The following is a 14,969-nucleotide window of genomic DNA, read 5'->3' as shown; positions in this document are numbered from 1 at the left end:
GCGGGCGGCAGGGCGGTGCCCGTCGTCGCCGACGTCCGCGACCTCGAACAGCTGGAGGCCGGGGTGCGCGCCGGCGTCGACGAACTCGGCGAGATCGACATCGTCATCGCCAACGCCGGAGTGGTGGCGATCGGCGACACCCAGACCCGCGCCGAACCGATCTTCGACGCGATCGTCGACACCAACCTCAAGGGCGTGTGGAACACGCTGGTGGCGACGGTGCCGTCGATCGTCCGCAAGGGCCGTGGCGGATCGGTCGTCCTGGTCAGCTCGTCGCAGGGCCTGACCGGCCGGGGCGGGGACGGCAGCGCCGCCATGTTCGCCTATGCCGCCTCCAAGCACGGCGTGGTCGGGCTGATGCGTTCGGCGGCCAATGCGTATGCGCCGCACAAGATCCGGGTCAACTCGGTGCATCCGGGCGGCGTCGCGACCCCGATGATCCTCAACGACTTCGTCGTCAGACAGATGACAGAGAATCCAAACCCCGCCCTCTCCCAGACCCTGCTACCCGACGCGTCCCTCGTCGAGCCGCAGGACGTCACCGACGCCGTGCTGTGGCTGGTCGGCCCCCGGGCGCGCTACGTGACGGGTGTGTCGATACCCGTGGACGCCGGTCACGTCGTCATGTAGCCACCAACGCCCCCGGACGGCTTACTAGAACGTGTTACAGTTTGCCGATCGCGGCCGCCGGCACGGGTATCCCGGCGTCGCGCCGAGGAGGCCACGCATGAATTGCGCTGTCGGCGAGCGCGTTCAGTCGCGCCGATGAACACGATGACGAAGTCGCGGTCGCTCGCCGTCATCGGCGTCGCCTACGCCACCGCCGTCGCCGTCGCCGCCGCCTGGCTGGCCTGGGGGACGACGACGGGCAGGCTGTGGTTGGACACCCTCGTGGCCGACGTCCTGGCGACGGCGGTGGTGTTCGCCTTCAGTCGCGGATTCCGTAACTCGAGCTGCTACGACGCCTATTGGAGCGTCATCCCGCCGCTGCTGACGTTCTACTGGTGGAGCCAGGCGGGCACGGATCGCCCGCGCTGCTGGCTCGTCGCGGCGCTCGTCCTGGTGTGGGCGGTGCGGCTGACCGCCAACTGGGTCTACGGATTCCCGGGACTGCACCACGAAGACTGGCGCTACCAGATGTTCCGGCAGCGGGCCGGAAAGCGGGAATTCGCCGTCGATCTGGTCGCCATACACCTCATCCCGACCCTGCAGGTCTTCGCGGGCATGCTACCGGTCTACGTCTGCGTGACGCGTCGAGGCGGTGACCTCGGATGGCTCACGGCGGTCGCGTTCGCGGTCGGTGTCGCGGCGGTGGCCTTCGAGTCCGTCGCCGATGTGCAGCTGCACCGGTTCGTGCGCAGCCGCCGGCCCGGCGATGTGATGGACCGCGGGCTGTGGCGGTGGTCGCGGCACCCGAACTACTTCGGCGAGTTCGCCTTCTGGGTCGCCCTGGCGCTGTTCGGCGTCGCGGCCGCCCCGGCGGACGCGTGGTGGCTGTTCGGCGGTGCGCTGGCAATGCTCGCGATGTTCCTGGGCGCCAGCATCCCGATGATGGAACAGCGCAGCCTGCAACGCCGGCCGGACTACCAGCGCGTCATCGACCGGGTCTCGCGATTCGTGCCGACGCCGCCGCACCGGGCCGCGACATGACCCGACGGCGCGTCGTGATCGCCGGGCTGGGCGACGTCGGTGTGCTGACCGCGATCCGGCTGTCCCGCCACGCCGACGTCACCGGGATCTCGGTCAAACCCGGCCTGGTCAGCGGCCAGGAACTCGGTGTGCGGCTCTCCCGCCCCGCGGACTGGGCCCGCGACTACTGGATCCCGTTCGACCGGTTCCGCCGCCTGGAATCGGTGCGCACGATCCAGGCCACGCTTACCGGGCTGGACCTGGCGGCCCGCACGGTCGCGGGCCGGCGCGAGGATGGCACGCCGGTCGCCGTGGAGTACGACGCGCTGGTCATCTCCACCGGGGTGACCAACGGGTTCTGGCGCCGGCCCACGCTGCAGTCGGCCACCGAGATCGGGGCGGACCTGCGCGCCGCGCACGCCCGGCTCGCCGCCGCCGGATCGGTGATCGTCGTGGGTGGCGGCGTGGCCGCGGTCAGCAGCGCCGCCAACATGGCGACCAGCTGGCCCGGCAAGCGCATCGACCTCTACTTCCCCGGCCAGCGAGCCCTGCCCGCCTACCACCCCCGAACCTGGCGGCGCATCCAGACCCGGCTGACCGACCTCGGCGTCGGCCTGCATCCGGGGCACCGGGCCGAGATTCCCGACGGGTTCGCCGGCGACGAGATCACCGCCGACCCGGTCCGGTGGAGCACCGGGCAGCCTCCGGCTTCCGCCGCCGCGGTGCTGTGGGCGATCGGACGGGTACGGCCCAACACCGGCTGGCTGCCACCCGAACTGCTCGACGAGCACGGCTTCGTGCGCGTGACGCCGGAACTGCGGGTGCCCGGTCAGCGGGGTGTGTTCGCCGTCGGCGACGTCGCGGCCACCGACCCGCTGCGCAGCTCGGCCCGCAACCGTGGGGACGCGCTGGTGGCCCGCAACGTCCGCGCCGAATTCGCGGGCCGGCGCCTGCGCGGCTACCGGGCGCCGGGCCGGCGGTGGGGCTCGCTGCTGGGGATCCAGCCCGACGGGCTGGAGGTGTTCTTGCCGAGCGGGCAGGCCTTCCGCTTGCCGCCGTGGTCGGTGGAGCGGGTGGTGATGCCGGGATTGGTCCGGTGGGGCATGTACCGCGGGGTCCGCGCGAACGACCCGCTCGGCTAAGCGACGCGGCTCGGGCGCGGCACGGCGACCATCGCGTCAATGCGGTTCCGGCCGGCTCAGAACGGGAAGACTGGGCGGGTGAGCAAACCTGGAGTCGAGGCGTTCGAGAAGCTGGTGGCGCAGCTGAACTATCCGATGTTCGTCGTCACCACGGCAGCCGACGGTGTGTCGGCGGGCTGCCTGGTGGGCTTCGCCAGCCAGACCAGCATCCATCCGCCACGCTTCCTGGTGGGCCTGTCCAAGCGCAACCACACGTTCCGGGTGGCCGGTGGCGCCACGCACCTGGCGGTCCACGTGTTCGACCGCGAGCATCTCGACGTCGTCGAGCTGTTCGGCGGGCAGACCGGCGACGAGATCGACAAATTCGAGCGGTGCTCCTGGCACCGCGGCCCCGCGGACCTGCCCGTCCTCGACGAGGCGGCCGCCTGGTTCGCCGGCAAGATCCTGGACCGGTTCACCCTGGGCGACCACGTCGGGCACCTGCTGGAGCCGGTGGACGGCAGCGCGCCGCACGACCTGGAACGCTGGGTGTCCTTCGGCGACGTCCGGGACCTGCGGCCGGGCCACGAGGCCTGACCGGTGGGCTGTCCCCGGGTGGGCGCCGTCGACGGCGTCGCCGAGCTGGCCGCCTGCTACGCCGAACCCCCCGACGGCGTGCGCGCCAACATGATCTTCAGCGCCGATGGCGCCGCGGCGTTCGGCGGTCGCGCGGGCCCCCTGTCGTGCCCCACCGATCAGCGGCTGCTGAGGACTCTGCGCGCCTTCGCCGACGTGGTGCTGGTCGGCGCCGGCACCGCGCGCGCCGAGAACTACGGCCCGGTGCGGCTGACCGAGGCGCAGCGAGCCGGCCGGCACGCCGAGGGACGCCCGGACCCGCCCCCGGTCGCCGTGGTCAGCCGCAGCGGTGACCTGCCGTCCCGGCTTTTGGACGAGCCCGACCGGCCACCGATCCTGCTCACCTGCGCACGCTCCGCCGCACGGCTGCACCACGACCGACGCCTCCGGGTGCTGGTCGCCGGCGAGGATTCGGTCGACGTGACGCGGGCCCTTGACCTGCTGCGCGAACAAGGCATGCGCCGCATCCTGTGCGAGGGCGGACCCACGCTGCTCGACGAGCTGGTGGAGGCCGACGCACTCGCCGAGTTCTGCGTGACCCTGGCCCCCAGCCTCGCCGCGAGTCAGCCGGTGGGTCGGCGGCTGCCGTCGCGGCTGCCCGCGCCGGTCGCTATGCGGCTCGAGCACGCCCTGGTACGCGAGGGCTACCTGTACCTGAAGTACCGCCGTTGACGGCGGTCGGGCTATCACTCGGCGTGCAGACGGACAAGCCGCTTCCTATGATGGCGGCGGAACTTGCGACGCATCGCCTGCACCGCATCGTCTTCAGTCCATCGCCGTTCACATTCTCCGAGTTCGTAGAGGAGGACCAGCGGCCAGGTGAGCAGTTCACACGACCACGACGCCTACCGGAATCTGGCGGTGAATCGGTTGCGGCCCGACGAGCTTCAGTGGGCGCTGAACCACGATGCCGTGCACGGGATCGCCTACGCGTTCCGCCATCCCGTGGCCGTCGCCGAATCCAGCGACGATCCGGCAGACGACAGGAAGACCTACCTGGTGCGGATCAGGCGCGACGACCTGGCCAGGGCGCTGGGCAAGATCAACGACTGGATCGTCGCAAACCCGGGCAAGGCCGGGATGCAGGCGTACGGATTTGTCAGGGCGCTCTCCCGGGAGGGGCTGAGCGAACGCGGAGCCGACGACGAGGAGTGACGCTAGAGGATGTAGAGCATCTCCTGGTAGGTCGGCAGCGGCCACAGGTCGTCGGCCACGACGCCTTCCAAGGTGTCGGCGGCGGTGCGCACCGCCTCCATCGCCGGCAGCAACGCCCGTTGGGCATGCCTGGCCTCGTCGAGCGCCGAGGCCCCCGAGTGCTCCGACAGCGCCACCCGCAGCGTCGCCAGCGCCCCCTCGAGGTCGGCCAATGGTTCCGAAACCGATTGCAGTGCAACCATACTCGGCTCCATACCGGCGGCCTTCACGGTGGCGACGTTCTGCGCGAGCTCGGTCTGGTAGCGGATCGCGGCCGGCAGGATGACCGTCGTCCCGATCTCGAGCGTGAGCTTGGCCTCGACCCCGATGGTCAGCGCGTACTGCTCGAGGCGCACCTCGTAACGGCTGTGCAGCTCGCGGTCGCTGAACACGCCGTACTTCGCGAACACCTCCACCGCCTCCGGCTCGATCAGCTCCGGGATGGCGTCCAGCGTGGTCTTGAGGTTGGGCAGGCCCCGTTCGGCCGCCTCGATCTGCCAGTTCTCCGAATAGCCGTCGCCGTTGAACACCACCGCGCCGTGTTCGGTGATGATCTCGGTGAGCAGCTTCTGCACCGCCGCGTCGAAGTTCTCGCCGTCCGCGGAGTCTTCCATGGCCTTCTCCAAAATGGTGGCCATGTAGTCGAACGAGTCCGCCATGATCGTGTTGAGGACGATCATCGGCACCGCGACCGTCTGCCCGGAGCCCGGTGCCCGGAACTCGAACCGGTTGCCGGTGAACGCGAACGGGCTGGTGCGGTTGCGGTCCCCCGGATCGGTCGGCAGCGGGGGCAGCGTGTCGACACCGATGATCATGGTGCCCTTGCCTTTTGACGAGGTGGCCGCGCCCTTCGCGATCTGCTCGAACACATCGGCGAGCTGTTCGCCGAGGAAGATCGAGATGATCGCGGGCGGCGCCTCGTTGGCGCCGAGGCGATGGTCGTTGGTGGCCGAGGCGACCGAGACCCGCAGCAGGCCCGCGTACTTGTGCACGGCGCGGATCACCGCGGCGCAGAACACCAGGAACTGGGCGTTGTCGTGGGGGGTGTCGCCGGGCACCAGCAGCGAGCCCAGCTCGGCGTTGCCCACCGAGAAGTTGACGTGTTTGCCCGACCCGTTGACCCCGGCGAACGGCTTCTCGTGGAACAGGCATTCCATGCCGTGCTTTTTGGCCAGCGTCTTGAAAACCGTCATCAGCAGCTGCTGGTGGTCGGAGGCCAGGTTGGCCCGCTCGAACATCGGCGCCACCTCGAACTGGCCGGGCGCCACCTCGTTGTGCCGGGTCTTGGCGGGAATGCCGAGTTTGAACAGCTCCCGCTCGGTGTCCATCATGAAGCCCAGGACGCGTTCGGGGATCGCGCCGAAGTAATGGTCGTCGAACTCCTGCCCCTTGGGCGGCCTGGCGCCGAACACGGTGCGGCCCGCGTTGACCAGGTCCGGGCGCGCGAGGAAGAAGTGCCGGTCGACCAGGAAGTACTCCTGCTCGGGCCCGCAGAACGACACCACCTTCCCGGGGTCGGAGTGGCCGAACAGCTTCAGGATGCGCTCGGCGTGGGTGCCCATGGCCTGTTGGCTGCGCAGCAGCGGCGTCTTGTAGTCGAGCGCCTCGCCGGTCATCGACACGAACACGGTCGGGATGCACAGCGTGTTGCCGTTGGGGTTTTCCAGGATGTAGGCCGGGCTGGTCACGTCCCAGCCGGTGTAACCGCGCGCCTCGAAGGTGCTGCGCAGCCCGCCCGAGGGGAAGCTGGAGGCGTCGGGTTCGCCCTGGATCAGCGTCTTGCCGGCGAACTCGGCCATCGTCTGTCCGTCCGAGACGGGTTCTAGGAAGCTGTCGTGCTTTTCGGCGGTGAGGCCGGTCATCGGGTAGAAGACGTGGGCGTAGTGGGTGGCGCCGCGCTCCAGCGCCCAGTCCTTCGTGGCGACCGCCACCGCGTCGGCGACGGCGGGGTCGAGCCTGGCGCCCTTGTCGATCGTCGCCGCCACGGACCGGTACACCGATTTGGGCAGCCGGGCCTGCATCTCGGCCTTGGTGAACACGTTGCTGCCGAACATCCCGCCCGGGGTCTCGCCGGCCACGAAACTGACCGCGGGCGGGACGTATGCCTCGACGTTGTTGATCGCCTGCAGACGGACGAAGTTGCCGCTCAATGAAGTTCCTATCGCTGAGGGTCCGCGCTGCTCCGGTGTGGAAGACGGACCGCCTCACTGTAGGAAGCTTCGATGGCAAACGTGTTACGCCGATGTCAACGGCAGTTCGGCAACCGTTTCCAGCGTGCTTCGGGTGCGCGGCCGTCTACACCAGATGTGCGCTGTCGTCGTGCAGGTCGTCGCGCTGCAGAGCCATCGGGGTGACGACGGGAACGTCCCCGGCGGCGACCACGGTGCGCGCGATCGGGGTGAGCGCCCGGAACAGCGCTTCGACCTCGTCGTCGCCGAGCGCCTCGAGCGCCGAGAGGGACAGGGTGTCCGTCGCCGCCTCGATGCGGCCTTTCAGATCCCGGCCTGCGTCGGTGAGCGCCCCGTCGTCGTCGAGCAGGCCCCGCTCGGCCAGCCGCTGTTCATGGTGCCGCCACGCCGCCTCGTCGTAGTCGCGGGTGGCGGCAATCACGTCGCGCGGGATCCTCCCGGCCGCCGCGTGCAGCACGTTAGATTCGCGCCCGGACACACCCGCGGCGGCCAGCACCGCCACGTGCGCGTCACCGCGCTGCTCCCGCAGCAGCGTGGCCGCGTGCCACAACGCGGCCAGCGGGTCGTCCGGCCACGGCAGGGCGCGGTTCGCGGCGAACAGCGGCCGCGCGTCGAGCGGCGCCCGCCGCGCCGCCTTAGCTGCGAATTCCGCGGCCACGGCGACGTTTTCGTCCGCGCTCAGCCCGTAGCGCCGCAGCGCCGCCACGGCGGAGTCCTCGCGTGCGCGCAGCGCGTCGTGCGGGCCGGCCATCTCCCAGGCCGCCGGCAGCGCCTTGGCGACCCGCTCGTGGGCGAAGTTGTAGAAGATCGCGGTCACCACCTCCGGTGACACCGGGCCCAGCGGCGCCGAACGGGCGGCGAAGTAGCCCATCCAGAACCCCCGGTAACCCAGCCCGTCCAACGCCGCCCGCGCCTCCGGCGCGAAGTACGTCACCGCGTGCACCGGCTCGAAACGGTCGAAGAAGCGTCGCGCCAATTCCGGGTCTCTGGGCATGGCCGCAGTCAATCAGACGCGCCGCCCCCACGGACCGGTGCGTCCCCCGCGCCGGCCGGTTCGTCCTCGTCCTCGGCGTCGATCACGGTCAACGGCATGGCGAGGTCTTCGAGCGAACGTTGTTCGGCGGCGACACCGAGCCACAGTTCGACCAGCCCGGCGACGGCCATCACCGCCGCCCCAATGAGGAACGACCACACTACCTCGCCGCGCTGCCCGGAGTTGATCAGCTGCCCGAACAGCAACGGGCCGGTGATGCCGCCGATCGCGGTGCCCATCGCGTAGAAGAAGGCGATCGCCAGCGCCCTGGTCTCCATCGGGAAGATCTCGCTGACGGTCAGGTAGGCTGCGCTCGCGCCCGCCGACGCGAGGAAGAAGGCCGCCGCGAGCACGGCGATGAAGGCCCACACGCCGCCGGTCCCGGTCACGAACAACACCGCGAGGCCGGCCACGACGACCGCGGAACCGATGTAGGACATCGTGATCATCGGTTTGCGGCCGACGGAGTCGAACAGATGCCCCAGCAGCAGCGGGCCGAGAAAGTTGCTGAGGGCCCACACGACGAAGAACAGCGGCACCGTTCCGGAGGGGACGTCGTAGAAGTCGCTCAACAGCGTGCCGAGGTTGAAGGTGACGCCGTTGTAGAGGAACGCCTGCCCGATGAACAGCGCCAGCCCCAGCACCGCACGCCCGGGGTAGAGCGTGAACGCCACCTTGGCGATCTCTACGAAGGAGATCGCCTTGCGCTGGCGGATTTTGAGCGGCCGCCCCTGCGGCTCGGGCAGCGGTTCGCCCGTTTCCTGGCGAACGTCGGCCTCGATGTCTCCGACGATGCGCTCGGCCTCCTGCTCGCGGCCATGGATGAACAACCAGCGGGGGCTCTCGGGGACGTTGCGCCGGACCAGCAGGACGAAGATGCCGAAGATGGCGCCGATGCCGAAGGCGAGCCGCCAGCCGATGTCGACCGGGAAGTGGGCGGTGTCGAGCAGGACCAGAGCCCCGGCGGCCCCCGCGGCCGATCCGACCCAGTATGTCCCGTTGATGACCAGGTCCACGCGACCGCGCACCCGCGCGGGGATCAGCTCGTCGATCGCCGAGTTGATCGCGGCGTATTCGCCGCCGATGCCGGCGCCGGTGAAGAAGCGCGCGACGAAGAAATACCAGGGCACAAACGCGAATGCGGTGGCCACGGTGGAGATCAGGTAGAGCACCAGGGTCAGCATGAACAGGTTGCGCCGCCCGAAGCGGTCCGTCAGGTGACCGAAGAACAGCGCGCCCGCGCAGGCACCGGTGATGTAGATCGCGGCCGCCACCCCGATCTGTGCTGCGTCGAGCCCGATGCCGCTGCCCTTTTCGGTGAGCCGGGCCGACACGTTGCCGACCATGGTGACCTCGAGCCCGTCGAGGACCCAGACGCCGCCCAGACCCAGCACCACGCGCCAGTGGAACCGCGACCACGGCAGCCGGTCGAGCCGCGCCGGCACCTGGGTCGTGATGGTCCCGGTCTGCGCGCCTGTGCTCATCTGTGCTCCGTTCTGGGTTCGAGACGGGATCGGCCGTCCGTCGGCCGCCGCAAACGCAGGGTTCCCAAGTTACTGACCCCGCACCCAGGTTGCCCGGTGCGGGCTCGCCGGGACTATCGGGCAGGACGGACGTCGCCGTGTCGGCTACCGTTTAGCTACCGCCGTACTCGCCGCCGAGTCCGTACGCACGCGCGTCGGGAGGGAACCATGGCCCACAACCGGGCAATCACCGCGCGGTGGTCGACGCTCGTTGCGGCCCCGCTTACGGCGCTGTTCTTCGCGGTCCCGGCCGCGGCCGATCAGGTCGACGACGCGTTCGTCGCGGCGCTGGAAAAGCGCGGGATCGTCTTTCAGAGCGACGCCGCCGCGATCGCGGCGGCCCGAAATGTGTGCGCCGGCCTCGACAACGGCCAGACGCCCGCCGGCCTGACGCTGGCCCTCGCGAAGACAACCTTCCTGTCGGCGCGGGACTCCGGCTACTTCATCGGTGCTTCGGTGGCGTCCTATTGCCCGCAGCACAGGAGCGACGCGGGCATTTCGGTGCCCCCGCCCGCCGGGTGAACCGGCCCCGCGTCCGGGTCACAGGTCCCGCAGCCTCGCCTCCTCGAGATCCAGGCTGCGTTCGATGGCCCGCAGCACCGTCGCGCTGATGCGGCCCTGCTGTCGCAACCCCACGACCATCGCCCGCTCCGCGCCGAGCATCCCCAGACGCAGGCCGCGGTACTTGTCGGCCTCACCGTGCGGCACCGCCGTGACCGGGTCGGGCCCCCGTAGCCGGCGCACCCTGGACGTGTACAGGCTGCGCAGCGATGCGACCGCCGCGTCGGACTCGTCGCGCGCCTCGGGCTGATCGCCCAGCCAGTCGAGCGCGGCGGTGGCCGCCTCCAGCCGGGCGTTGCGCTCCTGGTCACGCCAGTCCTCGCGGCCCACTCCGAGCCTGCGGAGCAGCAGCGGCAGGCTCATGCCCTGCAGGACGAGCGTCACGACGACGACCGACGCCGCGACCACGATCACCAGGTCGCGATGCGGGAAGGGCGAACCGTCGTCGAGGTGCAACGGGATGGCCAGCGCCGCGGCCAGCGAGACGCCGCCGCGCATCCCGGCCCAGCCGATCACGGCCCGCTCCCGCCAGGTAGCCGGTTTGCCCGGGCCGCGCCAGACCTCGGTTATCGCTGGTCGCAGCAACAGCGTCCAGGCCAGCCGCGATCCGACCACCACGGCCAGTACCGCCGCGACGACGGTCAGCAGCGTCGAGGTGGGTACCCCGGGGACGCGGTGGACCACTCGGACCAGCTGCATCCCAACGAGCGTGAACAGCGCACCGTTGAGCAGGAACACCAGCACGTCCAGGAACGCGAACGCCTGCAGCCGCGCCCGGGGCGCGTAGATCCACCCGGAGCGGGCGCCGACGTAGACCCCGGCGACGACGGTCGCCAGGACCCCGGACAGGCCGGCCGCCTGCGCGAGCACATAGGTCAGGTAGGGCGTGGCAAGCGACAAGGTGATCTCCGGCAACACCTGATCGAGCCGGCGGCGGACGCCGACCAGGATCCAGGCGATTGCCAGGCCCAGCGCCGCGCCGCCCAGCGGCGCGACGAGCACCGTCTGCGCGATCTGCCCCGGACGCACCACACCCGCGGCCGCGGCGGTGACGGCCCCGACGTAGAGCACCAGCGCGGTGCCGTCGTTGATCAGCCCTTCGCCCTCGACGATCGTCACCAACCGCTCGGGCGCGTTGAGCCGCCGGAACACCGAGGTGGCCGCGACGGTGTCGGTGGGCGCCACGACCGCCCCCGCCACCGCGGCGATCGTGATCGGCACGCCGGCGAACCCGACCATCGCCGCCATCACGCCCGCCATGGTGACCAGGACCAGCCCCACGGCCAACAGCCCAATGGGGACGGCATCGGCCCGCAGGTCTTCCGGGGCGATGAAGTACGCGGCGAAGTAGATCAGAGGCGGCAGGAACACGTAGAAGACGACCGTGGGCGACAGCTCGGGCGTCGGCGTCCACGGCGGCAGGCTCAGCAGGGCCCCCAGCCCGACCAGCACCACCGGGTATGGCACCCCGAACCGCTCGGCCAACCACCCCGCCAGCGCGATGGCCAGTGGCAGGCACAGCAACAGGAACGTCAGTTGCGAGGTCATCGAATCGGTCCTCCCGCAGGCACGTTTGGTCCGCGGCGCGACGGGTCGGCGGTCATCACCCGCGGGCCTGTAGCGGTCTCAGGCAGATTCGCGCGCCGATGTCCCGCCGTCGACGGCCAGCACCATGCCGCTGGTGCGGGTACCCGCCGCGAAGTACAGCGCGGCCTCGCCGACGTCCTCGGGGGTCCCCTCCAGCGGCAGCGGGCGGTCCTTGTGCATCTTCTCGCGCGTCTTCCGCACGAATTTGTCGACGGCTTCCGGGCTCAGCCCCGGGACCGACGAGGCCAGGATGGGCGTCGGAACCCCGCCGGGCGCAAGGCAGTTCACGCTGATGCCCAGCGGGGCCAGTTCGGTGGCCACGCTGCGGCTGAAATGAATGACCGCGGCTTTGGAGGCCCGGTAGGTCATCACCCCGCCGCCGGCCTGCAGGCCCCCGATCGATGCCACGTTGATGATGCTGCCCCCGTCGTGGTCGGCCATGTGGCGCGCCGCCTCCTGGGTGCCGAGCATCACGCCCAGGACGTTGACCGCCATGACCTTGGCGAAGTCGCTGAGGTCGGCCTGCAGGAAGCTCCGGTGCATCGTGCTGGAGATGCCGGCGTTGTTGACCATCACGTCGAGGCCGCCGAAATGCCGGACCGCCGCGTCGACCACGGCGCTGACGTCGCCGGCGGACGAGACGTCGACGTGCTCGAATCGGGCGCGGTCACCGCACTCGTCGGCCAGTTGCCGTCCGGCGTCGTCGATGTCGGCGATGACCACCGAGGCGCCGGCAGCGAGGAACGTGCGGACGATGCCCAGGCCCAGCCCGGAGGCGCCGCCGGTGACGATGGCGACCTTGCCGTCCAACCGTGGGGTCATCAACCGGTCCTTTCGGGTTCGTGGCGAATCCTCACCGGCCAGTGTGCTACACGGGTTATTCGATGGGTTCGTCGCCCAGCACGGTGGTGCGCAGCATCTCCCGCGCCGAGTTCGGGTCGTAGGGCGCGGCGCGGTGCAGCACGCCGCGGTTGTCCCAGATGACGGTGTCGCCGACCGACCAGGCGTGGCTGTACACCTTGTCGGGTTCGGTGGCGCGCGCGAGCAGCTCGTCCAGCAGCGCCCGGCCCTCGTCGAGGTCCATGCCGACCACGTAGTCGGCCGAGGCGCCCAGCACCAGCGACCTGCGGCCGCTGCGGTGCGTCCACACCAGCGGGTGCTCGTGGGTGCGCCGAGAGTTCCACCGCGCCAACTGCTCCGGTGTGGGATCGGGGTAGACGCGCCGCTGGGACGCCGCCAGCGAATGCACGACACGCAACGACCCGAAGCGCTCCCTCTCCCCGGCGCTCAGCGCATCGTAGGCGGCGTAGGTGTTGGCGAACTCGGTTTCGCCGCCCCGCTCGGCGACCTGCACCGCCGACAACACGGTCGCCTTCTGCGGGCACTCGTCGTCCTTGATCGGGGTGCACCCGTCGATGTGCCAGTCGAAGGTCGCCTTCAGGTACTCCGCCGAGGCGTTCTTGGACCGGTCCAGCGTGATCGGATAGATGCCGGCGACGGGGTGATGCCCGTCGGAGGAGTGGTCGACCTCGCCGAGGCGGCGGCAGAACGCGACCTGTGCCTCCGGGTCGACCCGCAGACCCCGGAACACCAGCACACCGTTGGCCTCCAGGGCGTCGAGCACGGCGGCCCCGAGCGACTCGTCGGAGGCCACGGCGGCCAGGTCGAGCCCGACTACCTCGGCGCCGACGCGGTCGGTGAGCTTGTTGATGGTGAGCAGACTCATGGTCGGTCCTCCGGCGGTCAGGGGGTGGGCTCTACGGTGCGGGTCATGACCGCGTCGGCGGCGCAGACGGGCGCGGGTTGGTGCATGATCTCCACCGACATGGCCACCATGATCAGCGAATAGATCAGGTGCAACAGGTTGAGCGCATCGTCCGGCAGACCGTCGAGCGGGAACTTGTCGCAGTATCCGATGGCCTCTTCCAGGCGCGGGAAGAACGCGTCGTAGAACTCGCGCATCTGCGGCATCGTGCTGGACATCCGGGCGTTCCAGCGCTGGGTCTCGGTGGCCAGGCACCACGTCCGGGCGTAGGGCTCCAGTTCGGCGAAGGCGCTGGGCAGCAGGGCATCCGGCATGGTCACACCCCCGCCGGTGCTGTTTCGCGGCGGTAGGACTGATATTCAGTCACCCAGTCGACGACCACCTTGTGCAGATGGCGCACCAGGATCTCCTGATCGTTCAGCGGGAAGTCGTCGACGACCCCGTACTCCAGCGCGGCCTGCGTGCCACCGAGCATGCCCGCGTCCTGCAACGCGAACTCCTTGAGCACCACCGACGCGACTTCGTGCTGAATGCGTTCCCGCACGCTGCGGGCCGGAGAGAAGTAGGTGTAGGCCTCGAAGCGGTGGGTGTTGTACGAGGTGGGCCAGTACCGGTAGAGCAGATACCAGCCGCCGTAGATCAGGATCTCGACGTTGGGGAAGATCTGGAAATTGCTGATGCCCCAGGGTTCGATTCCGCCGGGATTGAGCCCGGGGGGCAGTTCACCGATGTCGGGGGTGCGCCACGGGCCGACCAGCCCGCTCTCGGTGGCCCGCTCGATCGGGTACATGTACTCGGGCGGCAGCAGCCACCGGCGCCGCCCCGCGGTGGACACCATCCGGTGTGGGCCGTCGAGTTGGAAGTGCCCGCAGGTGAATCCGGCGTTGGGGTCGCGCACCTCCGGGGGCACCTGTTGGGGGTGCAGAGAGGGGACGTGGTAGTACTCCTGGAACGCGTCGGCGAAGATCTTCCAATTGCTGTTGTTGTGCGCCACCCACTCGTAGCGTTCGGTCAGCCTCGCGAACGGGTAATCGTCGAGGCCGGTGATCATCGGGCCCAGGAATTCGCGCAGACTTTGGCGCGGCTCGGGATCGAAGTTGACGAACACGAACCCGTTCCAGACGTCGCAGTGGACGGCGCTCAGCCCGTAGCCGGACCTGTCGAGGCCGAAGAACTCGGATTCCTGCTGCACGAACGTCAGCACACCCTGCAGGTCGTAGCGCCAGCCGTGGTACTTGCAGGTGAACTGCCGGCAGGTGCCGCGGGTCTCCTCGGCGGGAAAGTCCTTCCACACCAGCTTGTTTCCGCGGTGCCGGCACACGTTGTGGAAGGCGCGGATCCGGTCGTCCCTCCCCCTGACCAGGATCACCGAGGCGCCCGCGGCCTCGATCTCCTTGGTGAGGAAACTGCCGGTGCGGGGCAGTTCCTCGATGCGGGCGACGTTGAGCCAGGCTCGCTTGAAGATCGCCTCGCGTTCCAGTTCGTAGAACTCCTTGGACGTCGAGTCCCGGAAAGAGACCGGGCCGGTGCCCAATTCGGAGTAGTGCTCGGTCCAGGACCCCTCCACCGGCCGTCCCGATCGGGTCATGCGAACCTCCTCGTCATAGCACCGCTCCCCCGTTGACGCCGAGGATCTGGCCGGTGATGTAGCGGGCTTCCTCGGAGCTGAGGAACCCGACGGCCGCGGCGATGTCGGCGCCGGTGCCCAGGTAGCCCATCGGGATGTTGGCG

The 14,969-nt window shown here is 69.9% G+C and carries 16 protein-coding genes; 7 read left to right on the top strand and 9 right to left on the bottom strand.

Going from position 1 to position 14,969, the window contains the following annotated elements; translation table 11 throughout:
- The 6 genes from AC2VOR_RS05250 to AC2VOR_RS05225 all read left to right on the top strand — a co-directional run.
- Nucleotides 1-630 (top strand): SDR family oxidoreductase (locus AC2VOR_RS05250; RefSeq protein WP_486963316.1); only part of this gene is annotated, 630 nt, incomplete at its 5' end.
- Between the two features lie 135 nt (nt 631-765).
- A complete protein-coding gene (locus tag AC2VOR_RS05245; RefSeq protein WP_369738371.1) occupies nt 766-1,650 on the top strand; it encodes a DUF1295 domain-containing protein in 885 nt (294 codons plus the stop codon).
- Nucleotides 1,647-2,771, top strand: coding sequence for an FAD-dependent oxidoreductase (locus tag AC2VOR_RS05240; RefSeq protein WP_369738370.1), 1,125 nt, complete (start codon nt 1,647-1,649; stop codon nt 2,769-2,771). The genes AC2VOR_RS05245 and AC2VOR_RS05240 overlap by 4 nt, the downstream gene beginning before the upstream one ends.
- A 135-nt stretch (nt 2,772-2,906) precedes the next feature.
- Nucleotides 2,907-3,347 (top strand): flavin reductase family protein, encoded by a 441-nt coding sequence (locus AC2VOR_RS05235; RefSeq protein ID WP_475582080.1) that lies wholly within the window; start codon nt 2,907-2,909, stop codon nt 3,345-3,347.
- An 18-nt stretch (nt 3,348-3,365) separates the two neighbouring features.
- Entirely contained in the window at nt 3,366-4,058 is a 693-nt protein-coding gene (locus tag AC2VOR_RS05230; RefSeq protein ID WP_486963315.1) for a pyrimidine reductase family protein, read from the top strand.
- A gap of 189 nt (nt 4,059-4,247) precedes the next feature.
- Nucleotides 4,248-4,541: a hypothetical protein gene (locus AC2VOR_RS05225; RefSeq protein WP_369741556.1), complete on the top strand. Its 294-nt coding sequence runs from the start codon at nt 4,248-4,250 to the stop codon at nt 4,539-4,541.
- Between the two features lie 2 nt (nt 4,542-4,543).
- On the opposite strand, the gene AC2VOR_RS05220 is transcribed toward AC2VOR_RS05225, so the two are convergent.
- From AC2VOR_RS05220 to AC2VOR_RS05210, 3 genes are all read right to left on the bottom strand, one after another.
- A complete protein-coding gene (locus AC2VOR_RS05220) occupies nt 4,544-6,730 on the bottom strand; it encodes a glutamine synthetase III family protein (RefSeq protein WP_486963314.1) in 2,187 nt (728 codons plus the stop codon).
- Nucleotides 6,731-6,875: 145 nt separating this feature from the next.
- Nucleotides 6,876-7,763 carry an SCO6745 family protein gene (locus AC2VOR_RS05215; RefSeq protein ID WP_369738366.1) on the bottom strand — a complete coding sequence of 296 codons (888 nt, stop codon included), beginning with the start codon at nt 7,761-7,763 and terminating at the stop codon, nt 6,876-6,878.
- A gap of 8 nt (nt 7,764-7,771) precedes the next feature.
- Nucleotides 7,772-9,286, bottom strand: coding sequence for an MFS transporter (locus AC2VOR_RS05210; protein ID WP_369738365.1), 1,515 nt, complete (start codon nt 9,284-9,286; stop codon nt 7,772-7,774).
- Between the two features lie 207 nt (nt 9,287-9,493).
- On the opposite strand from AC2VOR_RS05210, the gene AC2VOR_RS05205 reads away from it, so the two are divergent.
- Entirely contained in the window at nt 9,494-9,847 is a 354-nt protein-coding gene (locus AC2VOR_RS05205) for a DUF732 domain-containing protein (protein WP_369738364.1), read from the top strand.
- A gap of 18 nt (nt 9,848-9,865) precedes the next feature.
- On the opposite strand, the gene AC2VOR_RS05200 is transcribed toward AC2VOR_RS05205, so the two are convergent.
- The 6 genes from AC2VOR_RS05200 to AC2VOR_RS05175 form a co-directional block, all read right to left on the bottom strand.
- The gene (locus AC2VOR_RS05200; RefSeq protein ID WP_486963313.1) at nt 9,866-11,434 is read right to left on the bottom strand and encodes a Na+/H+ antiporter; all 1,569 of its coding nucleotides are present in this window, start codon (nt 11,432-11,434) and stop codon (nt 9,866-9,868) included.
- A gap of 78 nt (nt 11,435-11,512) precedes the next feature.
- Nucleotides 11,513-12,295 (bottom strand): SDR family oxidoreductase, encoded by a 783-nt coding sequence (locus AC2VOR_RS05195; protein WP_369738362.1) that lies wholly within the window; start codon nt 12,293-12,295, stop codon nt 11,513-11,515.
- Nucleotides 12,296-12,350: 55 nt separating this feature from the next.
- Nucleotides 12,351-13,199, bottom strand: coding sequence for a TauD/TfdA dioxygenase family protein (locus AC2VOR_RS05190; RefSeq protein WP_486963312.1), 849 nt, complete (start codon nt 13,197-13,199; stop codon nt 12,351-12,353).
- Nucleotides 13,200-13,216: 17 nt separating this feature from the next.
- Nucleotides 13,217-13,552 (bottom strand): hypothetical protein, encoded by a 336-nt coding sequence (locus AC2VOR_RS05185; RefSeq protein ID WP_369738360.1) that lies wholly within the window; start codon nt 13,550-13,552, stop codon nt 13,217-13,219.
- A gap of 2 nt (nt 13,553-13,554) precedes the next feature.
- The gene (locus AC2VOR_RS05180) at nt 13,555-14,826 is read right to left on the bottom strand and encodes an aromatic ring-hydroxylating oxygenase subunit alpha (protein WP_369738359.1); all 1,272 of its coding nucleotides are present in this window, start codon (nt 14,824-14,826) and stop codon (nt 13,555-13,557) included.
- Nucleotides 14,827-14,839: 13 nt separating this feature from the next.
- On the bottom strand, nt 14,840-14,969 hold a 130-nt coding region (locus AC2VOR_RS05175; RefSeq protein WP_486963317.1), incomplete at its 5' end, for an SDR family oxidoreductase.

The sequence above is a fragment of the Mycobacterium sp. TH-M103 genome (genome assembly GCF_057473785.1).
Note: the sequence above shows the minus strand (reverse complement) of the source record. Positions and strands in the feature narration are given on the sequence as shown.